Genomic DNA, 21063 nt, shown 5'->3' with positions numbered 1-21063 from the left:
TCGGGCAACCCTTCGACACCCCACCCGGCCCGGCCACCGCCCTCCGCCGCCCGACGCGACAAAGGTCCCGGAGGTTGCGGGCCGAAGGTCCCGCGGGTGGATCTTGCGCCTTCCACTATTCCGCCTAGTACCGGACAAAACGCCTGTGCGTCATGTCACCGGTCCATAAGATCCACCCTGCCGGGAATGTGACGCCCACTACGCTCACGCCCATGGATCCTGCGGTCATAGGCGCCCGCCTGGCATCGAGCGCCGTAACCCCCTTGATCAAGAAGCTGTTCGTGCGGGAGGCACCGGGCGCGGGGCTGGTGGAGAGGCCCGTACGGCTGGCTTCGCTGGTGTCCTTCAAAGGGGAGAAGCGCAGCCTCGGCGAGAAGGACGTGCGGCGGCTCGCGCAGCGGTTGGTGGAGGCCTCGCTGGACTCTCCCGGTGACCTTCCCTTCGCCGCGGACGAGAGCCGGGCGGTCACGGACGCCCTGACCCGCGTACTCCTCTCGCTCGGCGAGCTCGACATGGACGACGCCCAGGCGGTCCGCCTCGGGCACCAGAAGCTGGCCCGCGAGCTCCTCCACCGGGCACGGTCGGAGGGAGGTACCGCCACATCCACCTCCTCGCGGCGGCCTGCCTGGAACACGCGGCGGAGCCGGCGCCCGCGGTGCGGGAAGAGGTGCAGCGGCGCACGGCTTCGCTGATTCCGCCGCGGAACGCGGAGGAGGCGCGAGAGCACGCGCGGGTCGGGGCGATGGTGCTCGATCTGCTGCCGGGGCCCGATGGGCTGTGCGAACACGATGCACGGCTTGTGGCGATCGCCGCGCCCCATGTTCAGTCGGAGGCCGCGCTCCCCTTCCTCGCACGGTTCGGCAGGCATCCCCATCTCGGCGTACGCATCCAGCTGATGCGGGGATGGCGCCGGCACGAGTGTCGACCCTACGCAGAGCAGGTCATCGCCCGACTCGACGACGGAGATACACACTTCACCCTCCGCAGCGACGAGCAAGTGACAGAGCTGGAACGGCTGGGCCTGCGCCCCAAGAAGCTGAACCTCGGGGTCACGGTCTCCCCCGCGGTGGCCGCCCGCTTCCTGGCCGTCTGCGAGCCCACGTTCCTGCTGCTCTCGTTCTCACCCGCCCGCCTCGCGCCCGACGTGCTCGCCTCACTGCGCGACCTGGAAGGACTGAGTGTCGTCAACGTGAACGAGCCGTGGAACCTGTCCCTGTTCCCCGCCGATGCCCCTTTGACGTTCCTCGGCCTGGTGGGGTCCCGCTCCTCCGTGCGCGACCTTCATCTGATGCCCAGGTGGACGCAGTTGGAGCGGGTGGCCTTCAGGACCGACGGCCCGGACTCCGCCGCGGACCGGGAGACCCTCGCGCGCCTGCCCCGGCTCACCAGACCGGCCCCCGCCCGTATGGCCACCGACCTGCCCGCCCACATCGAAGTGGAGACCTACGACTCCGCCACCGACCGGCCGGCCCGATGAACTCGCCGCACATCACGCCCAGTTGACCTACCCTCAACCCATGGTCGACCCCGGAGCCTTAGGTGTACGCATAGCGTCCGGCGTGGTCACGCCCCTCGTGAAGAAGCTCTTCGTGAGGGATCAGCCGGGCGCCGCCCTTGTGACCGAGCCGGTGCGGATCTCCGCGCTCGTGTCGTTCGGGCGTGAGAAGCGGAACGTCACGCCGAAGGACGTCGAGAAGATCGCGGACGAGCTCGTGCGGCGCGCGCTGCGGGCCGCGGGGCCCGGCGAGCGCCCCGTGGAGGCCGCCGAGGCCGTCGCCGTGCGGGGCGCCCTCGCACACTCCCTGGCCGCCCTCGGCACCCTCACCATCGACGACTACGAAGCGGTGGCCCTCGGCCCGGAGGAGTTCGCCCGCAGGCTCCGCGCCGACACGGCGGCGACGATCGCCTCCTTCGCCTTCAGCCGCGACGCCGAGCTCTTCTACGAGCGGCTGCTGCACACCGCGTCCCTGCACATCCTGAACTTCTTCACGCAGCGCTCCACCTACGTCGCCCGCCTGCAGACCAGACAGAGCCAGCAGCTCGCACGGCTCGTCCAGGCCATCGACGTACTCGTCGAACGTCTGCCGTCGCAGTCGAGCGAGGACGCCGCCTTCGAGAGCCTGTACGCCACCCACATCACCGAGCGGCACGGCACGCTGACCATCTACGGCCTGGACACCGGGACCGGCGAATGGCCACTGGACACCGCCTACTTGAGCCTGGAGGCGACCCGCGAGCGCGGCGCCCCGCGCGACGCCGCCCCCGGGGACAACCACGCCGGCACCCACATCCCCGCCGAACGCGTCCTCGCCCAGCACGACCAGGTGCTGCTGCGCGGCGTCGCGGGCTCCGGCAAGACCACGCTCGTCCAGTGGCTGGCCGTGACGACGGTGGACCGGTCGTACGAGCACGGCCTCACGCACCTCGTCGGACGCGTCCCCTTCGTGCTCCCGATGCGACGGATCGCCCGCCCGGGGGCCGAACTCCCGGTGCCCGGCGACTTCTTGAAGGCCGTCGGCTGCCCGGTCGGCGGCGAGCAGCCGCGCGGCTGGGTGGAGCGCGTACTGCGCGCCCGACGGGGCGTCCTGCTCGTCGACGGGATAGACGAAATAGCCGCGGACCGGCGCGAGTCCGCGCGACGCTGGCTGCGCGAGCTGACCCGGACCTTCCCCGGCAACCTGTGGCTCGTGACGTCGCGCCCCTCCGCCGTCCCGGAGAAGTGGCTGGACACGGCCGGCTTCAGCGAGCTCACGCTGTCGCAGATGTCCCGTGACGGCGTGGCCACGTTCGTGCGCCGCTGGCACCGCGCGGCGGGTGCCGACGAGGCCACGGGCACGGCGCTGCTGCAGGCCGTGCGCGGCACCACGGAGCTGAACCGCCTCGCCACCAACCCGCTGATGTGCGGCATGCTCTGCGCCCTGCACCGCGACCGGCGGGGCTTCCTGCCGCAGGACAGGAAGTCGCTGTACGAGGCGGCCCTGACGATGCTCCTGGAACGGCGGGACAGGGAACGAGAGTTGGAGCACCCGGACGGCGTGCGCATTCCGTACGCGATCCAGGTGCAGCTCCTGCAGAAGCTCGCCTGGTGGCTGATCCGCAACAGCCGTCTGGAGATGGACCGTTCGGACGCGCTGCACATCATCGGGCAGGCCGTCCCCTCGGTGAACCTCAACGCGAGCGGCGAGGATGTCTACACCTCGCTGATGCTGCGCTCGGGCCTGCTGCGCGAACCGGCCGACGGGCGCGTCGACTTCCTGCACCGCACCTTCCAGGACTACCTGGGCTCCCGCCTCGCCGTGCAGGACCTCGACTTCGACCTGCTGCTCAACAACGCCGACAAGGACCAGTGGGACGACGTCATCCTCCTCGCCATCGCCCACGCGCGGCCCAAGGAGGCCGAGCAGATGCTGCGCCGCCTCGTCGGCCACGGCACCTCCCGCAGCAAGCTCCTCGCGGCGGCCGGACTGCCGTTCGCCGCCGAGGTGGACCCCTCGGTGCGCGTACTCGTGCAGGAGGGGGTGAGCTCCCTCATCCCGCCCGACTCCCTCCCCGAGGCCAGCGAACTCGCCCGCGCGGGCGGCGACCTGGTGCTCTCGCTGCTGCCGGGCCCCAAAGGACTCGACGACCAGATGGCGGACCGCGTGGCCTGGACCGCCGCGCAGGTCGGCTCGGAGGCCGCCCTGCACTTCCTGACCCGCTTCCGCAAGCACACCAGCCCCGTGGTCCAGGCGACCCTGACCGAGGCCTGGCAGCACTTCGAGCGCGATCCGTACGCCCGCGACATCCTCGCCCACCTGCCGCAGCAGCACACCGTCGACGTACGCGGCACGGAGGACCTGCACGCGCTGCGCGCCATCGGCGGCTGGGAGGACATCCGGATCCAGGGCTCCTACCGCGTCGAGGACCTCACGGACCTCATCGTGCGCGAGCGACTCGTCCACCTCTGGCTGGAGGCCCCCCACCCCGTCGAGGGCCTGGCCTGGCTCTCCGCCTTCCCGCACCTCAAGAGCGTCTTCGTACCGACGGAGGTGCCACCGGCCGTGGCCGGCCAGGTGCCGCAGTGGATCACACTCATCACCCAGCGCACCCGGCGGGGCTGAGGCCCGCCCCAGCAACAAAAGGGGCTGCCCCGGAACCGTACGAAACGGTCCGGGGCAGCCCCTTCAGGCGTTCAGCTCGCGAGGAGCGTCACGCCTCCTTGCTCAGGTTCGGGCCACCGCCGGCGGCCGACTCGATCGGCGGCACGTCCGGAAGCGCCGCCTTCTCCTCGCCGCGGAAGGTGAACGTGGCGTTGTCGCCCTCGCCCTCCGTGTCGACGACCACGATGTGGCCGGGGCGCAGCTCGCCGAAGAGGATCTTCTCGGAGAGGGTGTCCTCGACCTCGCGCTGGATCGTGCGCCGCAGCGGACGCGCGCCGAGCACCGGGTCGTAGCCCTTCTTGGCGAGCAGCTCCTTGGAGGACTGGGAGAGCTCGATGCCCATGTCCCGGTCCCTCAGGCGCTCGTCCACCTTGGAGATCATCAGGTCGACGATCTGGAGGATGTCGTCCTGGCTGAGCTGCGGGAAGACGACGACGTCGTCGACGCGGTTCAGGAACTCCGGGCGGAAGTGCTGCTTCAGCTCGTCGCTGACCTTGTTCTTCATGCGCTCGTAGTTGGACTTCGTGTCGCCCTGGGCCGCGAAGCCCAGGTTGAAGCCCTTCGAGATGTCACGGGTTCCAAGGTTGGTCGTCATGATGATGACCGTGTTCTTGAAGTCCACGACGCGGCCCTGGGAGTCGGTCAGGCGACCGTCCTCCAGGATCTGCAGGAGCGAGTTGAAGATGTCCGGGTGGGCCTTCTCGACCTCGTCGAAAAGGACGACGGAGAACGGCTTGCGGCGGACCTTCTCGGTCAGCTGGCCGCCCTCTTCGTAACCCACGTATCCGGGCGGGGAACCGAAGAGACGCGAGACCGTGTGCTTCTCGCTGAACTCCGACATGTCGAGGGAGATCAGCGCGTCCTCGTCGCCGAAGAGGAATTCGGCGAGCGCCTTGGACAGCTCGGTCTTACCGACACCGGACGGACCGGCGAAGATGAACGAACCGCCGGGACGCTTCGGGTCCTTCAGACCCGCACGCGTACGCCGGATCGCCTTCGAAAGCGCCTTGACGGCGTCCTTCTGGCCGATGACGCGCTTGTGGAGCTCGTCCTCCATGCGCAGCAGGCGGCTCGACTCCTCCTCGGTCAGCTTGAAGACCGGGATACCGGTCGCCGTGGCCAGGACCTCGGCGATCAGCTCGCCGTCGACCTCGGCGACGACGTCCATGTCGCCGGCCTTCCACTCCTTCTCCCGCTTGGCCTTCGCGGCGAGCAGCTGCTTCTCCTTGTCGCGGAGAGAGGCCGCCTTCTCGAAGTCCTGGGAGTCGATGGCCGACTCCTTGTCGCGGCGCACGCCCGCGATCTTCTCGTCGAACTCGCGGAGGTCCGGCGGCGCGGTCATCCGGCGGATGCGCATCCGGGAACCGGCCTCGTCGATCAGGTCGATCGCCTTGTCCGGCAGGAAGCGGTCCGAGATGTACCGGTCGGCCAGGGTCGCGGCCTGGACGAGGGCCTCGTCGGTGATGGACACACGGTGGTGCGCCTCGTACCGGTCGCGGAGGCCCTTGAGGATCTCGATGGTGTGCGGCAGCGACGGCTCAGCGACCTGGATGGGCTGGAAGCGGCGCTCGAGAGCGGCGTCCTTCTCCAGGTGCTTGCGGTACTCGTCGAGCGTGGTCGCACCGATGGTCTGCAGCTCACCGCGGGCCAGCATCGGCTTGAGGATGCTGGCGGCGTCGATCGCGCCCTCGGCGGCACCCGCACCCACCAGGGTGTGGAGCTCGTCGATGAACAGGATGATGTCGCCGCGGGTGCGGATCTCCTTGAGGACCTTCTTCAGGCGCTCCTCGAAGTCACCGCGGTAGCGCGAGCCGGCCACCAGGGCACCGAGGTCGAGGGTGTAGAGGTGCTTGTCCTTGAGGGTCTCGGGCACCTCACCCTTGACGATGGCCTGGGCGAGACCCTCGACGACGGCGGTCTTGCCGACGCCGGGCTCACCGATGAGGACCGGGTTGTTCTTCGTACGACGGGACAGCACCTGCATGACCCGCTCGATCTCCTTCTCGCGCCCGATGACCGGGTCGAGCTTGGACTCACGAGCGGCCTGGGTGAGGTTCCGGCCGAACTGGTCGAGCACCAGGGACGTGGAGGGCGTGCCCTCGGCAGGACCGCCGGCGGTGGCGGTCTCCTTGCCCTGGTAACCGGAGAGCAGCTGGATGACCTGCTGCCGCACCCGGTTGAGATCGGCGCCCAGCTTGACCAGGACCTGGGCGGCGACGCCCTCGCCCTCGCGGATCAGGCCGAGCAGGATGTGCTCCGTGCCGATGTAGTTGTGGCCCAGCTGAAGGGCCTCGCGGAGCGACAGCTCCAGGACCTTCTTGGCACGGGGGGTGAAGGGGATGTGGCCGGACGGGGCCTGCTGGCCCTGACCGATGATCTCCTCCACCTGCTGGCGGACCGCCTCGAGCGAAATCCCGAGGCTCTCCAGGGCCTTAGCGGCGACACCCTCGCCCTCATGGATCAAGCCCAGGAGGATGTGCTCGGTGCCGATGTAGTTGTGGTTGAGCATCCGGGCTTCTTCCTGAGCCAGGACGACAACCCGCCGCGCGCGGTCGGTGAACCTCTCGAACATCGTTAATCGCTCCTCAGAGCGGTCAGGCAGTAAGGGGTCGGTCCCCTCCCTGTCCTTCCGCAGCTTAGTCCCGCAAGCGGGGACCGCTCATTCCAACTGCCGACACCCGGACCCCAACTCGGAGGATCTCCTGACCCCGAACGCCGACAACTGCTCCAACCCGATGGTGCGAGACGATGTTCCCGCAGGCCAGGCAGTTACCCCCACCATCACTACGCCGATGGCGAACGTGAGACGCCAAAGCCTGCGTGTCGCCCCTCCCCACTAGGGATGTCTTACCCGTAAGGACTGACACTCCATGCGGCGCGCCCCGGTTCCCTCCGCTACGGGCGAACACTCTTGCGCCGCTCAACACGCCCGTACGCCCCCTTTCCGGACACCGTACGCGGTCGGATCGCGACCCTGCGTAACCCCGGCGCCCTTCCGGCTGTTGCTCGGACATGGCCCCCACGGTTCCTCATCCCCGGACACCGGTCGAGCAGAGCGACCCGGTGCGTCAGTGGTACGAGAACGAACTCGGCTGGGCGACAGCGCCCGAGCCCGGTCCGGTGCGTCTGGTGACGGGGCTGCGCTTCGACGTCCTCGAACTGCCCGCGGAGGCGGGGTTCGCGGCGCTGCGTCACCTCGGGCCGAAGGCTCCGGTGGCGCTGCGCGGGGAAACGATGCGGCTCCTGGTGAGCGCGGGAAGCGCGGACGAGCTGCCGGGGCTGCTCGACTGGCTGGAGTGGGGGGACATCCCCCTCGATCTGACCGCGGTCGGTGCGGGCGGGCGGATCGACGCGCCCACGCCGCCGGGGTGGTCCGGCTCCCGGGGGGCGGCCGTGTGGCTGCGACCCCCGGAGCCCGGGTGCGAGGTGGAGCCGACGCTGCCGGCGCTGCCGTCCCTGCCCGATGTGGGGGGAGGCGGGACTGCGCCCCACAGCGACCCCGCCGTGGGCTCCGATCTCGTACGACTTGTGGACACGGCGGCAACGCAGTGCCACCGGGTCCGGCTGCGACGTCGCAGCCGTCAGCCGTTGGCCTTCTCGTAGGCCTCACGAATGGACGCGGGAACACGGCCGCGGTCATTGACCTCGAAACCGTTCTCCTTTGCCCAGGCCCGGATCGCCGCGGTGTCCTGACCGCTGCTCGCCGCCGCCGCACGCGCCTTGCCGCGGCCGCTCGAACCGCGGCCTCCCGTACGCCGACCGGCCTTGACGAAGTCCTCAAGGGCCCCACGGAGCTTGTCCGCGTTGGCCGTGGTGAGGTCGATCTCGTAGGACTTGCCGTCCAGCGCAAACGTCACGGTCTCGTCCGCCTCGCCACCGTCGAGGTCGTCGACAAGAAGGACCTGAACCTTCTGTGCCACCGGATTTCCTTTCATCGATAACTTCGAGGCCGGACCACACGACGCACTCCGCCGATTCGCCGGCCCCTGTTATATGCAGTACTGCAGTACGTCGGAAAGCAAACCGCTTTTGCTGGAAAAACACAAACCCCTGGGAGAGACTGGGTACCCTGAGAAGCCTGGAAACGTGCGCGTTTCGGACATAGGCCACCGGGGCAGGAGGCGGCCCGGAATACCACAGCGGCGATCACAGATGCAGAAGCATCCGACTGTTGCCCAAGGTGTTCGGTTTCACTCGTTCGAGGCCGAGGAACTCCGCGACGCCCTCGTCATAGGAACGCAGGAGCTCGCTGTAGACATCTCCGTCGACCGGAGTGTCGCCGATCTCCACGAAGCCGTGCTTCGCGAAGAAGTGGACTTCGAAGGTGAGACAGAAAACCTTGCGGACGCCGAGCCACCGTGCGGTCCGCAGCAACTTGTCCAACAGCTGATGCCCCACTCCGGCTCCCTTGACCTCGGGGTTCACCGCGAGCGTGCGTACTTCCGCGAGGTCTTCCCACATCACATGCAGAGCGCCGCAGCCGACCAACTCGGCGTTGTCGTCGCGTTCAGCCACCCAGAACTCCTGGATGTCCTCGTAAAGCGTCACCGTCGCTTTGTCCAGGAGGATCCGCTCGCGGACGTACGAGTCGAGGAGCCGGCGCACGGCCGGCACATCGGAGGTTCGCGCCCTGCGGACCGAGACCGCTTTTGCGCTGAGTTCGCTGAGTTCGGGGACCTCTGGAGCCATGAGCGGACGCTATCGCTCTGCCTCGCGCTCCGCCGCGCCGGGGTTCTCCGGGCCTTGGACGATACGCATCGCGTCACTCAGCGCTTCCCGCTGTTCCGGCGACATCATGCCGAAGAAGGCGACGAGAGCGGCGGCCGGGTTGTCGCTCTGCGACCAGGCTTCGTTCATCAGTGCGGCGGCGTAGGCGGCCCGAGTGGAGACCGCCTCATAACGATAGGCGCGGCCTTCCGCTTCGCGACGCACCCAGCCCTTCTGATGGAGATTGTCCAAAACGGTCATCACGGTCGTGTAGGCGATGGACCGTTCCTGCTGTAGGTCTTCCAGGACTTCTCGAACGGTCACGGGGCGGTTCCACTTCCACACCCGCGTCATGACTGAGTCTTCGAGTTCTCCCAATGGACGAGGCACAGCTGAACAATAGTGGGAGACATCACTATTGGCGTGATGCGTGAGGGACGTGGCGTACCCCTAATTTCCTCTCAACTACAACAAAAAGGGCGTACGACTCGAAAGGTATGCGAGTCGTACGCCGTGGTGCATGGCCGGGCACCGTGGGTGACCTTCGCAGGTCACACGGAGGCCCGGCCGGGGGTGGAACGCCCTGGAATCAGGCGCTGCCGGTCTTCGGGGCCTGCTGGACGGCTTCGGCGCGGGAGATCGCGGCGTCGACGGCCGCGTCCTCCTTGGCCTTGTTGGCACCGCCCTGGGTCTTCACGATCGTCACGATGAGACCGGTGAAGAACACGGCCATCACTACGGGGGGCAGGAGCGCGGAAACGTAGTCCATGCCCCCAGGGTAGCTAGCCCGCGGCGAGCTGATGCGGCGGGTCCGTCGGCGTCGTGGGCTCCGCGGGGCGGCGCTTGGGAGGGAAGACCTCGGCCGGGGTGGGGACCGGACGGGACGGCTCCGGGGTGGCCGGGCGTTCGGGCGGCGCCTTGGGCTCGGGGGCGGTCGGGCCCTCGGCGGCGGCGAGGCCGCCGGGCAGGGCGAGCAGGCGGGTGCGCGAGGCGGGGACGGCCGCGCGGCGCGCCGTTGGGGCCGGGGCCGCCGCCGGGACGGCACGGCCCGCGAGGCGGGCGCGTACGGCCTGTTCGGCGAGGGTGCGGCAGCGGTCGAGGAGGGCGGCCGCCGTGGCGTTGCCGCGCAGGGCCCGCAGGGCCGCGAGGTCGTCGGGGCCCGGCTGGTAGCCGGTGCCGAGCACGTCCTCGAGCAGCGCGAGGTAGCCGGATGCGGTGCCGGGCAGGGCCGCCCGGTAGCGGGCGAGGTCGGCCATCAGGAAGGCGCGCAGCCTGGCGCCCTCGCGCACCGCCTCGTCGACCGATTCGGCGAGCCGGAGACAGTCCTGGACATCCTCGTCACAGACGGGGCTGGGGTGCAGGGCGAGCGCCAGAGCGCGACGGAGCACACGCAGCTCCTCCGCACTGAAGGCCATGCCGCCCCGGGATCCGTATGGCGTGGGCATGGCCTGACGATACGCGCTAATCGGACAAAATCGGCTTAACGCCAATTCGTGGCGCGGCGGGGGCATCGCTCGGCGTGCGCCGCCGCCCCGGCTAGTCCGCGCGGCGGCGGACCATCGCGTAGGCCACGGCTCCGATGCCCAGCGCCGCCACCGCCGCGACCGCGAGCCAGGGGAGGATGCCCGCCCCCGCGCCCGCCATGGCCGGGGAGGGGGGCTGGAGCGCCCTGGCCGTCGTCGCCGGGCCGCACATCATGCCCGCCAGCGCCGCGGCCACCACCACGGCCCGAAGTCGTCCCTTGCGCCTCATGCTCCCCAGTCCGCCCCACGCACACTCAAGTCCCGTCCCTGCACAGACTCTTGCAGGACATGGAGGGTTGTGCACGCCCGGCGGCGGACAAGCGTCGGATACAGGTCAGCTGCGGGAGACGTTCCGCTCGTAGACGAGCCGGAGACCGATCAGCGTCAGCCACGGTTCGTGCTCGTCGATGACCGAGGCCTCGCCGAGCACCATGGGGGCGAGACCGCCGGTGGCGATCACCGTCACGTCGTCCGGGTCGCCGCCCGCGCCCGCCAACTCGCGCGCCATGCGGTTCACGACGCCGTCGACCTGGCCCGCGAATCCGTACAGGATGCCTGCCTGCATGGCCTCCACGGTGTTCTTGCCGATGACACTGCGCGGGCGGGCCAGCTCGATCTTGCGGAGCTGGGCGCCGCGTACGCCGAGGGCCTCGACGGAGATCTCGATGCCGGGGGCGATGACGCCGCCCGCGTACTCCCCGCGCGCGGAGACCGCGTCGAACGTCGTCGCCGTACCGAAGTCGACGACGATCGCCGGGCCTCCGTAGAGCTCGACGGCCGCGACCGCGTTGATGATGCGGTCCGCGCCGACCTCCTTGGGGTTGTCCATGAGGATCGGGACGCCGGTCTTGATGCCCGGCTCGACCAGGACAGCAGGGACGTCGCCGTAGTAGCGGCGGGTGACCTCGCGCAGTTCGTGCAGGACCGAGGGGACCGTCGAGCAGATCGCGATGCCGTCGATGCCGTCGCCCAGCTCCTCTCCGAGGAGAGGGTGCATGCCCATCAACCCGTTGAGGAGGACGGCGAGTTCGTCCGCCGTGCGGCGGGCGTCGGTGGAGATGCGCCAGTGTTCGACGATGTCCTCGCCGTCGAAGAGACCGAGGACGGTGTGGGTGTTTCCTACGTCGATCGTCAGCAGCATCAGTCCCGCACCGCTTCCCGCAGGTCGAGGCCGATGTCGAGGATCGGGGAGGAGTGGGTCAGGGCGCCCACCGCGAGGTAGTCGACGCCCGTCTCGGCGTACGCGCGGGCGTTCTCCAGGGTGAGGCGGCCCGAGGACTCCAGGAAGGCGCGGCCGGCCACGACGGCGACGGCCTCCTCGGTCTCGCCCGGCGTGAAGTTGTCCAGGAGGATCAAGTCGGCGCCCGCGTCCACGACTTCGCGCAGCTGGTGGAGCGTGTCGACCTCGACCTCGATGGCCAGGCCCGGGAACTGCTCGCGCACGGCCTTGAAGGCCTGCGCGACGCCGCCCGCCGCCACCACGTGGTTGTCCTTGACCAGGGCCGCGTCGGAGAGCGACATGCGGTGGTTGACGCCGCCGCCCATGCGCACCGCGTACTTCTCCAGGGCGCGGTAGCCGGGCGTCGTCTTGCGGGTGTCGCGGACCTTCGTCGTCGTACCGTCCAGGACGTCCGCCCACGCGCGCGTGGCGGTCGCGATGCCGGAGAGGCGGCACAGGATGTTCAGGGCGCTGCGCTCGGCGGTGAGCAGGTCGCGGGTGCGGGTGGTGACGCTCAGCAGGACGTCGCCCGCCTCGACGCGGTCGCCGTCCTCGACGTGCCGCTCGACCTCGAACTCGTCCTCGCAGACCACCGAGATGATCGCCTCGGCGACGCGCAGGCCCGCGGCCGTGCCCGCCTCGCGCGCGGCGAAGTCGGCGGTGGCGACGGCGTCTTCGGGGATGGTGGCGACCGTGGTGACGTCCACGCCGCCGGCCAGGTCCTCCTCGATGGCCATGTGCGCGATGTCCTCGATCTGCACGGGGTCGAGGCCCGCCTCGGTCAGGAGCTGCGCGAGCGCGGGGTCGAGACCGCACTCCGTGGGGTCGAACGCGTCGTCCCCGCCACAGCCGCAGGCATCGCCGCAGCCGCCACCGGTCGGGGCGAGGGGGAGGTCGTCGGGGGTGCTCACGGTCACTGCTCCTGGGGACTGGGACTGGGGCTGGGACTGGTCGGCGGGAAGTCGGATGTTTCGGTCGTGTACGCCGCGAGGGTCCTGTCCGGATTCAGGCGTACGACGATGTGGCGCCGCCAGGCCGCGTCGTCGCGGTCGGCGTGGTCCTCGCGCCAGTGGCAGCCGCGGGTCTCCTCGCGGCGCTGGGCGGCGGCGACCAGGACGCGGGCGACGCACAGGAGGTTGGTGGTCTCCCAGGTGTCGACGCCGGGCTCGGCGGTCTTGCCCTCGTTCGCGAGCGCGCCCGCGGCCTCGGCGTGGATACGGGCGAGGCGGGCCGCCGCTTCGGTGAGGGACTCCGCGGAGCGCAGGACCCCGGCGCCCTCGGTCATGACGCGCTGGATGGCGAAGCGGGCCTCGGGGGGCAGCAGGGGGTGGGTCGGGGTCTCCGGCTGTGTGACGGGGGCCGGCACGCGCGCGTGGAGGGCGTTCTCCGCGTGCCGTGCCGTGATGTCGGCGGCGATGCGCTCGGCGTAGACCAGGCCTTCCAGAAGGGAGTTGGAGGCGAGGCGGTTGGCGCCGTGCACCCCGGTGCAGGCGACCTCGCCGCAGGCGTACAGACCCGGGACCGTGGTGCGGCCGTGCAGGTCGGTGCGGACGCCGCCGGAGGCGTAGTGCGCGGCGGGGGCCACCGGGATGGGCTCGGTGACCGGGTCGATGCCGTGGGCGCGGCAGGCGGCGAGGATCGTCGGGAAGCGGTGCTCCCATGTGTCGGCGCCGAAGTGCCGGGCATCCAAGTACACGTTCTCGGCGCCCTGTTCCAGCATGCGGCGCGTGATGCCCTTGGCGACGATGTCCCGGGGCGCGAGCTCGGCGAGCTCGTGCTGGCCGACCATGAAGCGCACGCCGTCGGCGTCCACGAGGTGGGCGCCCTCGCCGCGGACGGCCTCCGAGACCAGCGGCTGCTGGCCCTCCGCGTCCGCGCCGAGGAAGAGGACCGTGGGGTGGAACTGCACGAATTCGAGGTCGGAGACCTCGGCGCCCGCGCGCAGGGCGAGCGCCACGCCGTCGCCCGTGGACACGGACGGGTTGGTGGTCGCCGAGAAGACCTGGCCCATGCCGCCGGTGGCGAGGACCACCGCGGGGGCGTGGACGGCGCCCACGCCGTCGTGCTGGCCCTCCCCCATGACGTGCAGGGAGACACCGGCGGTGCGGCCTTCGGCATCGGTCAACAGGTCCAGGACCAGGGCGTTCTCGACGGTCGGTATGCCGCGCGCGCGGACGGCATCGACCAGGGCGCGGGAGATCTCCGCGCCGGTCGCGTCGCCGCCCGCGTGCACGATGCGGCGGCGGTGGTGGCCGCCCTCGCGGCCCAGCTCGATGACGCCTTCGGCGTCGGTGTCGAAGAGGGCGCCGGTCTCGATGAGGCGGCGCACGGCGTCGGGGCCCTCGGTGACGAGGGTGCGCACGGCAGGCTCGTCACACAGGCCGACGCCCGCCACCAGCGTGTCGTCCAGGTGCTGTTCGGGGGTGTCGCCCTCGCCGAGCGCCGCGGCGACGCCGCCCTGGGCCCAGCGCGTGGAGCCGTCGTCCAGGCGGGCCTTGGTCACCACGACCGTCTTCAGACCGGCGGCCGCACAGCGCAGGGCGGCGGTCAGTCCGGCCACTCCGGAGCCGACGACCACGAGGTCGGCGTCGAGGGACCAGCCAGGGGCGGGGGCGTGCAGCCGTATTCCGGTGGCACTCATACAGCGGCTCCGAAGGTGAGCGGGATGTTGTCGATCAGCCGCGTCGCGCCGACCTTGGCGGCCACGGCGAGGACGGCGTCGCCGGTGTGGCCGGGGCGGACCTCGGTGAAGTCGGCCGGGTCCACCAGCGCCACGTAGTCGAGCCGGAGCGGGGGCCGCATGCGCGCGGCCTCGTCGAGGACGAGGCGGGCCGCCGCGACGACGGCCGCGGGGCCGCCGGTCGTGGCGGGCGGCGCGGAGTGCGCCACGGCGTGCGCGTCGGCGGCCGCGCGGGACTCGCCGATCGCGCTCAGGGCGACGGCACGCGCGCGCGTGGCGGGGGCGCTGGCGGCACGCGCGCGCAGGGCCTCCTGGGCGGCATGCCGGTCGCGGCCCGCGAACAGGGCCTGGGAGAGGGCGAGCGCGGTGCGCCGCTCGTCCGGCGAGAGGTAGCGGTTGCGGCTGGAGAGGGCCAGGCCGTCGTCCTCGCGGACGGTGGGGACGCCGACGATCTCCACGTCGAAGTTCAGGTCGCGCACCATACGGCGGATCAGGGCGAGCTGTTGGGCGTCCTTCTGCCCGAACAGCGCCACGTCGGGCCGGGTGAGGTGCAGCAGCTTGGCGACGACGGTGAGCATGCCGTCGAAGTGGCCGGGGCGCGTGGCCCCTTCGAGGACCGTGCCCATGGGGCCCGCGCCGATGCGGACCTGGGGCTCGCCGCCCGGGTAGACCTCGTCGACGGCGGGGGCGAACACGGCGTCCGCGCCCGCCTGTTCGGCGATCTTGAGGTCGGCTTCGAGGGTGCGGGGGTAGCGGTCCAAGTCCTCGCCCGCGCCGAACTGCAGGGGGTTCACGAAGACCGTGACGACGACCTCGCCCTCGGCTCCGGCGATGCGGCGGGCGGCGCGGATCAGCGAGGCGTGCCCGTCGTGCAGGGCGCCCATGGTCATGACGACCGCCCGGCGGCCTTCACGCGCGCGCGTGCGCAGTGACTCGGCGGTGTGCAGGAGCGTGGTGGTCATCGGCTGCCTCCTTCGGCTCCGCCGTTCCCGCCCGCGCCGTGGGCGAGCACGCCCAGGAGGTCCTCGGCGAGCTCCGGCTTGAGCAGGCCGTGCGCGAGGGCGCGGTCGGCGGTGGCGCGGGCCATCGCGAGGTAGCCGGCGACGGTCTGCGGGGCGTGCTTGCGCAGCTCGGCGACGTGGGCGGCGACGGTGCCCGCGTCCCCGCGCGCGACGGGGCCCGTGAGCGCCGCGTCGCCCGACCGCAGGGCGTTGTCCAGAGCAGCGCCGAGCAGCGGGCCGAGCATCCGGTCCGGTGCCTCGACGCCCGCGTCGCGCAGCAGCTCCATGGACTCGGCGACCAGCGTGACCAGGTGGTTCGCGCCGAGGGCGAGGGCCGCGTGGTACAGCGGGCGGTTCTCCTCGGCGATCCACTCGGGCTCGCCGCCCATCTCGATGACCAGGGCCTCGGCGGCGAGCCGCAGCTCCTCGGGCGCGGTCACGCCGAAGGAGCACCCGGCCAGGCGCTGCACGTCGACGGGGGTGCCGGTGAACGTCATCGCGGGGTGCAGCGCGAGCGGCAGGGCTCCGGCCCGCAGGGCGGGCTCAAGGACCTTGGTGCCGTACCGCCCGGAGGTGTGCACGAGGAGCTGGCCCGGGCGCACGGCCCCGGTCTCCGCGAGGCCCTCGACCAGGCCCGGCAGGGCGTCGTCGGGGACGGTCAGGAGCACCAGGTCGGCGCGCTCCAGGACCTGGGCGGGCGGGACGAGGGGGACGTCGGGCAGCATGACGGCGGCTCGGCGCACGGAGGTGTCGGACACTCCGGACGCGGCCACCGGGCGGTGCCCGGCGAGCTGCAGCGACGCGGCGAGCGCGGGGCCCACACGGCCCGCTCCCACCACTCCCACGGTGAGCCTCGCGGGACGGTCCCGCGGGTCTGGCTGATGCGATGCGTTCACGCGATGACGCCTTCCGTTCCAGTCCGCTCGGGGTACCGGACGATTTCTCGTCATGCTAACGCGATTGGTTGGCGCCGCGTCTTCCGCTGTCCACAGGCTGTGGTTATTCATATGACTGGTGGCGGAGGGCGGGCCATGCTCGGAGCATGGCCTCCAACAGCGCAGCACAAGAGCAGCCGGAATCCCGGGAGCAAGAACAGCCGGAGCCTCGGGAACAGGGGCGGGCGGAGCCGCGGGAGGCGGACGACTACGCCCTCCAGTCGGCCCGGCGCCGTGCCGCGGCCCGGGGCGCCGCACGGACCCTGCAGCGCTCGCCCCTGTTCGTGCCGCTCGTCGAGCGCTTCGCCGCCCTCGCGGCGGCCGCCCCCGAGGTCGTCGGTCCGCAGGACCCCACCGACATCTACGGAGACGCGGTCGTCGCCACCCTGGAGGAGGAGGTCGCGCGTCTGCTCGGCAAGGAGGCCGCTGTCTTCTTCCCCACCGGCACGATGGCCCAGCAGGTCGCACTGCGCTGCTGGGCGGGGCGTACGGGGAACGCGACGGTCGCACTGCATCCGAAGGCACATCCCGAGCTCCACGAGGGGAGTGCCTTCCCCATGGTCAGCGGGCTGCGCACGGTGCACCCGACGGACGAGCCGCGCCTGCCCACGGCCGACGAAGTGCGGGACTTCGAGGAGCCCTTCGGCGCGCTGATGCTCGAACTGCCGCTCCGCGAGGCCGGTTACGTCCTGCCGACCTGGGAGGAGCTGGAGGCGGTGGTGGACGCGGCCCGTGAACGGGACGCGGTGGTGCACTTCGACGGCGCCCGCCTGTGGGAGTGCACGCCGCACTTCGGCCGCTCCCTCGCGGAGATCGCGGGGCTCGCCGACTCCGTGTACGTGTCGTTCTACAAGTCCCTTGAAGGGATCAGCGGCGCCGCGCTGGCCGGTCCGCGCACGCTCGTCGAGGAGGCGAGGGTGTGGCGCCACCGCTACGGGGGCCAGCTGTTCCAGCAGTTCCCGACCGCGGTCTCCGCCCTGCTGGGCCTGAAGCACACCCTGCCCCGGCTGCCCGAGTACGTCGCCCACGCGCGCGTGATCGCCGAGGCGCTGCACGAGGGGCTCACGGACACCGAGGTCCCCTGGGTGCGCGTGCACCCCGAGCGGCCGCACACCCATCAGTTCCAGGTGTGGCTGCCGTACGCGCCCGACGTACTGAACGAGGCCTCCGTGGGGCAGGCCGAGGAGACCGGGACCCTGCTCTTCGGGCGGTGGTTCCCCGACGGGCCGCCCGGACTCTCGGTCACGGAGGTCACCGTGACCGAGGAGGGCCTCAAGTGGACGGCCCAGGACGTCAAGGAAGCGGCCGCGGAGTTCGTGCGACGCCTCGCCCGCTGAGGCCTCCCCCGCCGAGCCGACCGCCGCGTGCGAGCCGGGCCAGGGCGGCGCGGAACCTGCCGTGGGCGGGGCGTTCGGCCACGACGGCGCGGAAGCGGCCGTAATCGCGGACCTCGCGGACGACCTGCCAGTCGTGCTGACCGGGCGCGGGCGGCGTCGGCTCGCCGTGCTGGGCGGCGCGGTAGGTGTCGAGCAGGTACTGCTGGGTGACGCTCATGACGGAACACCTCTCGGAATAAATGGTATGTAACGGACACGACAGGGTCACGGGGACCCGGGGTCCGGAACCCGGAGATCCGGGCACGGTGCGAAGGGTGAGGGAAGTGGATCCGGAGGCTTCGGCGGCTCCGGCGATGACTACAGACTGCTCCCGCCGCCCCGCCCGCGTCGCGTCGATTGACGAGCGCCGTCAATCGACGGCCCGGCTGTCGGTGGCGAGGTGCACCATGGGGTCATGAGCGTGAGCATCGACATCAGCGGGCTTTCCCAGGACCGGATCCACGTCGTGCCCTCACCCCTGGCCGAGCTCGGCATGGCGCTGCACGCACTGTCCGAGCCGGGCCACCACCCGGGGCTCCAGGGCTGGGCGACCGCCGTCTCCACGCGCCTGGACCCGTGCCTGGCCGACCGCATGTGCGAGGCCGACTTCCTGTGGCGCTCGACGTTCTCGGACGTGTTCGCGCCGTTCGCGGGCATCCCCGGACAGACCACGCTCCCCGGGGCCACGCTCGCCGAGGAGCTCGACCTCCTGGACAAGCTGACCGACGAGCAGTTCGTGGACGCCGCCCTGGAGTTCACCTGCCAGTCGACGTACGCGGAGCCGAACCGCCAGCTCCTGTCCGACCCCGCCGTGCAGCAGCGCGCGCTGGACCTGGCCGCCGCCCGCGGCCCGCATCAAGTGCTGTTCACCAAGCGGCTCCTGGACGACCCGCCGGTCGTGCGCGCCTGGCTGCGCAACCTCCTCCAGGACTGCGACGAGGCGTTCTTCGCCGACACCTGGGCCCGCCTGAGCCACCAGCTCGCCGCGGACGCCCGGCACAAGACCGAGCTGCTGCGCCGCAAGGGCCTGGCGGAGACCCTGAAGGCCATCTCCGGAGCGGTGTCCCTGGACGAGAGCGGCAGCCTCATCACCGTCGACAAGATCACCTCGGGCCGCACCACCACGGGGGCGGGAGGCCTGGTGCTCGTGCCGACCAGCCTCGGCTGGCCGCACCTCATGGTGCTGCACCGCAAGGGCTGGCAGGCGTCGATCACGTACCCGATCAGCGCCCCCGGTCTGACCGCGCCGCCCACCGTGGAGCAGCTGACCCGCCGCATGTCCGCGCTCGCCCACCCGGTGCGGATGCGCCTGTGCCGCCACCTCGCGCGCGGGGCGTACACCACGAGCGAGCTCGCGGACGCGCACGGCATGACGGCGCCGGAGATATCCCGGCACCTGAGCGTCCTGAAGAAGGCGGGCCTGATCACCACCCGGCGCCGCGGCCGCTATGTGCAGCACCAGCTGGACATCAGCGTGGTGTCGCGCCTGGGCAGCGACTTCATCGAGGGCGTGCTGCGCTAGCCCCCGCACCGTCGGGCCAAGAAGCTAGGAGCCGCCCCCGGCCCGCACGAGGCCCGTCTCGTAGGCGAGGACGACCACTTGGACCCGGTCCCGCAGGTCCAGCTTGGTCAGGATGCGGCCCACGTGGGTCTTCACGGTCGCCTCCGAAAGGACGAGCCGCGCCGCGATCTCGCCGTTCGACAGGCCCTGCGCGACCAGCACCATGACCTCGCGCTCGCGCTCGGTCAGCCGCTCCAGCTCCTTGAGCTGCGGCTGCCCGCCGGCGTTCGGCAGCATCGGCGCGAAGCGGTCCAGGAGGCGCCGCGTGGTGGACGGCGCGACCACCGCGTCGCCGCTGTGCACGGAGCGGATCGCGGCGAGCAGCTCCCCCGGAGGCACGTCCTTGAGCATGAAGCCGGACGCACCGGCCTTCAGCCCCGAGAAGGCGTACTCGTCGAGGTCGAAGGTCGTCAGGATCAGCACCTTCGGAGGGTTCGCCTCCTGGCAGACCCGCCGGGTCGTCTCCACACCGTCCAGCTTCGGCATGCGGACGTCCATCAGCACGACGTCGACCTTGGTCGAGCGCAGCACCTCCAAGGCCTCGACGCCGTCGCCCGCCTCCGCGACGACCTCCATGTCCGGCTGGGCGGCGAGCACCATCCGGAACCCGGTGCGCAACAGCACCTGGTCGTCGACGAGCATCACGCGGATCGACATCGAGGAGTCCCTTCGGGGAAGTTCAGTGACAGGTGTCAGTGTGCAGGCTTGAGCGGCAGCAGCGCGCTGATGCGGAATCCTCCGCCGGGGCGCGGCCCCGCGTCCAGCGTGCCGCCGACCATGCCGACGCGCTCGCGCATGCCGATCAGACCGTGCCCGCTGCCGTCGGCGCCGCCGTCCTCGTACAGCTCGTGGGGAGCGCCCTTGCCGTCGTCCTCGACGAGCAGCCCGAGGCCGTCGTCGAAGTAGACCAGGCGCACGCTCGCACCGGCGTTCTCGCCGCCGTGCTTGCGAGTGTTGGTGAGCGCTTCCTGCACGATGCGGTACGCGGTGAGCTCCACGCCGCTGGGCAGCGGACGCGGGGTGCCCTCGACCTTGAAGTCGACGGGCAGTCCTGCCGTGCGCACCTGCTCGATGAGGTCGTCGAGCTGCTCGACGTCGGGCTGCGGCACGTACTCGCCGCTCTCCTCGGGCTCGCCGGTGCGCAGCACGCCGAGCAGGCGGCGCATCTCGGCAAGCGCCTGGCGGCCGGTCCCCGAGATCGTCTCCAGGGCCTTCTTGGCCTGGTCGGGGGCGGTGTCCAGGACGTACGCGGCGCCGTCGGCCTGGACCACCATCACCGAGACGTTGTGCGCGACCACGTCGTGCAGCTCGCGGGCGATCCGGGCGCGCTCGGCCGCCACCGCGACCTTCGACTGCGCCTCGCGCTCCTTCTCCAGGCGGTCTGCGCGCTCCTCCAGCTGTGCGAGGTAGGCGCGGCGGGTGCGGATGGAGTCGCCGAGGACCCAGGCGAGCGCGAAGGGCACGATCTGGAAGATCGTGAAGAGGACGTTGCCGAAGGCGCTGGTGTTCTCCGTCGGCCAGCGCATCATCGACAGCGGCGCCGCCGCCAGACCGCCGATCAGCGCGAACCGCGAGGCCCACTTCTCCCCGTCGGCCGCCGCGGTGTAGATGACCACCAGCATCGCGAAGTTCGCCGGCATCGTCTCCACGTCGAAGACGAGCTGGAAGAGCCCGATGACCGCGGCGAGCACCAGCATCTGCTCGGTCCAGCGCCGACGCAGCGCGACGACCAGGGAGAGTCCGATGGCGACGGGGACCGCCGCGATCTTCGGGTCGTAGCCGTTCGTCTCGGACATGGCGACCAGACCGAGCCCGGAGATCCCGAGCAGGACGAGGGCCCAGAAGCCGTCGACCCATGTCGGGTGTCTGCGGAGGAAGTCATAGAGGCGCTGCACGTAACCCAGCGTAGGCAGCCCCGCGGT

The 21063-nt window shown here is 71.1% G+C and carries 20 protein-coding genes and 1 pseudogene; 6 read left to right on the top strand and 15 right to left on the bottom strand.

Annotation, left to right across the window (positions count from 1 at the left end):
- Positions 1 to 212: 212 nt before the first annotated feature.
- The 3 genes and pseudogenes from AB0B50_RS14640 to AB0B50_RS14630 all read left to right on the top strand — a co-directional run.
- Positions 213 to 557: pseudogene (locus tag AB0B50_RS14640) on the top strand (ATP-binding protein); the annotation flags it as partial.
- Positions 558 to 997: 440 nt separating this feature from the next.
- Positions 998 to 1477: a hypothetical protein gene (locus tag AB0B50_RS14635; RefSeq protein ID WP_362330301.1), complete on the top strand. Its 480-nt coding sequence runs from the start codon at positions 998 to 1000 to the stop codon at positions 1475 to 1477.
- A gap of 40 nt (positions 1478 to 1517) precedes the next feature.
- Positions 1518 to 4100 (top strand): NACHT domain-containing protein, encoded by a 2583-nt coding sequence (locus AB0B50_RS14630; RefSeq protein ID WP_362330298.1) that lies wholly within the window; start codon positions 1518 to 1520, stop codon positions 4098 to 4100.
- 88 nt (positions 4101 to 4188) lie between these two features.
- Here the strand turns inward: AB0B50_RS14630 and AB0B50_RS14625 are convergent, their stop codons facing one another.
- On the bottom strand, positions 4189 to 6711 hold the full coding sequence (locus AB0B50_RS14625) for an ATP-dependent Clp protease ATP-binding subunit (RefSeq protein ID WP_362330295.1): 2523 nt from the start codon (positions 6709 to 6711) through the stop codon (positions 4189 to 4191).
- Positions 6712 to 7151: 440 nt separating this feature from the next.
- Here AB0B50_RS14625 and AB0B50_RS14620 point away from each other — a divergent pair, with 440 nt between their 5' ends.
- The gene (locus AB0B50_RS14620) at positions 7152 to 7742 is read left to right on the top strand and encodes an SCO3374 family protein (protein WP_362330292.1); all 591 of its coding nucleotides are present in this window, start codon (positions 7152 to 7154) and stop codon (positions 7740 to 7742) included.
- Here the strand turns inward: AB0B50_RS14620 and AB0B50_RS14615 are convergent.
- From AB0B50_RS14615 to AB0B50_RS14565, 11 genes are all read right to left on the bottom strand, one after another.
- Entirely contained in the window at positions 7721 to 8059 is a 339-nt protein-coding gene (locus AB0B50_RS14615) for an Lsr2 family protein (RefSeq protein ID WP_362330289.1), read from the bottom strand. The two genes, AB0B50_RS14620 and AB0B50_RS14615, sit on opposite strands and share 22 nt — an antisense overlap.
- A gap of 226 nt (positions 8060 to 8285) precedes the next feature.
- Positions 8286 to 8828 carry an amino-acid N-acetyltransferase gene (locus AB0B50_RS14610; RefSeq protein WP_362330287.1) on the bottom strand — a complete coding sequence of 181 codons (543 nt, stop codon included), beginning with the start codon at positions 8826 to 8828 and terminating at the stop codon, positions 8286 to 8288.
- 9 nt (positions 8829 to 8837) lie between these two features.
- Entirely contained in the window at positions 8838 to 9236 is a 399-nt protein-coding gene (locus AB0B50_RS14605) for a BlaI/MecI/CopY family transcriptional regulator (RefSeq protein WP_362330284.1), read from the bottom strand.
- 199 nt (positions 9237 to 9435) lie between these two features.
- Entirely contained in the window at positions 9436 to 9615 is a 180-nt protein-coding gene (locus AB0B50_RS14600) for a hypothetical protein (RefSeq protein WP_362330281.1), read from the bottom strand.
- Between the two features lie 13 nt (positions 9616 to 9628).
- Positions 9629 to 10261, bottom strand: coding sequence for a hypothetical protein (locus tag AB0B50_RS14595; RefSeq protein WP_362330444.1), 633 nt, complete (start codon positions 10259 to 10261; stop codon positions 9629 to 9631).
- A 121-nt stretch (positions 10262 to 10382) separates the two neighbouring features.
- A complete protein-coding gene (locus AB0B50_RS14590; RefSeq protein WP_362330278.1) occupies positions 10383 to 10598 on the bottom strand; it encodes a hypothetical protein in 216 nt (71 codons plus the stop codon).
- A gap of 105 nt (positions 10599 to 10703) precedes the next feature.
- A complete protein-coding gene (locus tag AB0B50_RS14585) occupies positions 10704 to 11510 on the bottom strand; it encodes a type III pantothenate kinase (protein ID WP_055701292.1) in 807 nt (268 codons plus the stop codon).
- The gene (gene nadC / locus AB0B50_RS14580) at positions 11510 to 12499 is read right to left on the bottom strand and encodes a carboxylating nicotinate-nucleotide diphosphorylase (protein WP_362330275.1); all 990 of its coding nucleotides are present in this window, start codon (positions 12497 to 12499) and stop codon (positions 11510 to 11512) included. Before nadC ends, AB0B50_RS14585 begins: the two co-directional genes overlap by 1 nt.
- A 2-nt stretch (positions 12500 to 12501) precedes the next feature.
- Positions 12502 to 14229 carry an L-aspartate oxidase gene (locus tag AB0B50_RS14575; RefSeq protein ID WP_362330272.1) on the bottom strand — a complete coding sequence of 576 codons (1728 nt, stop codon included), beginning with the start codon at positions 14227 to 14229 and terminating at the stop codon, positions 12502 to 12504.
- Positions 14226 to 15230, bottom strand: a complete 1005-nt coding sequence (panC, locus tag AB0B50_RS14570) for a pantoate--beta-alanine ligase (protein ID WP_362330269.1) — start codon at positions 15228 to 15230, stop codon at positions 14226 to 14228. Before panC ends, AB0B50_RS14575 begins: the two co-directional genes overlap by 4 nt.
- Complete coding sequence (locus AB0B50_RS14565; protein WP_362330266.1) at positions 15227 to 16165, bottom strand: DUF2520 domain-containing protein; 939 nt, start codon at positions 16163 to 16165, stop codon at positions 15227 to 15229. The genes panC and AB0B50_RS14565 overlap by 4 nt, the downstream gene beginning before the upstream one ends.
- A 146-nt stretch (positions 16166 to 16311) precedes the next feature.
- On the opposite strand from AB0B50_RS14565, the gene AB0B50_RS14560 reads away from it, so the two are divergent.
- A complete protein-coding gene (locus AB0B50_RS14560; protein ID WP_362330263.1) occupies positions 16312 to 17541 on the top strand; it encodes a beta-eliminating lyase-related protein in 1230 nt (409 codons plus the stop codon).
- Here AB0B50_RS14560 and AB0B50_RS14555 read toward each other — a convergent pair.
- Entirely contained in the window at positions 17498 to 17758 is a 261-nt protein-coding gene (locus tag AB0B50_RS14555) for a hypothetical protein (RefSeq protein ID WP_362330260.1), read from the bottom strand. The two genes, AB0B50_RS14560 and AB0B50_RS14555, sit on opposite strands and share 44 nt — an antisense overlap.
- 237 nt (positions 17759 to 17995) lie before the next feature.
- Between AB0B50_RS14555 and AB0B50_RS14550 the strand changes: the two genes are divergently transcribed.
- Entirely contained in the window at positions 17996 to 19102 is a 1107-nt protein-coding gene (locus AB0B50_RS14550; protein ID WP_362330257.1) for a DUF5937 family protein, read from the top strand.
- Between the two features lie 24 nt (positions 19103 to 19126).
- Here AB0B50_RS14550 and AB0B50_RS14545 read toward each other — a convergent pair whose 3' ends face one another.
- Positions 19127 to 19798, bottom strand: a complete 672-nt coding sequence (locus AB0B50_RS14545) for a response regulator transcription factor (protein WP_362330254.1) — start codon at positions 19796 to 19798, stop codon at positions 19127 to 19129.
- Between the two features lie 35 nt (positions 19799 to 19833).
- Positions 19834 to 21036, bottom strand: a complete 1203-nt coding sequence (locus AB0B50_RS14540; protein ID WP_362330251.1) for a sensor histidine kinase — start codon at positions 21034 to 21036, stop codon at positions 19834 to 19836.
- Positions 21037 to 21063: the final 27 nt, after the last annotated feature.

Origin of the sequence: Streptomyces sp. NPDC041068 (assembly GCF_040647455.1) — a bacterium.
Lineage (GTDB): Bacteria > Actinomycetota > Actinomycetes > Streptomycetales > Streptomycetaceae > Streptomyces.
Note: the sequence above shows the minus strand (reverse complement) of the source record. Positions and strands in the feature narration are given on the sequence as shown.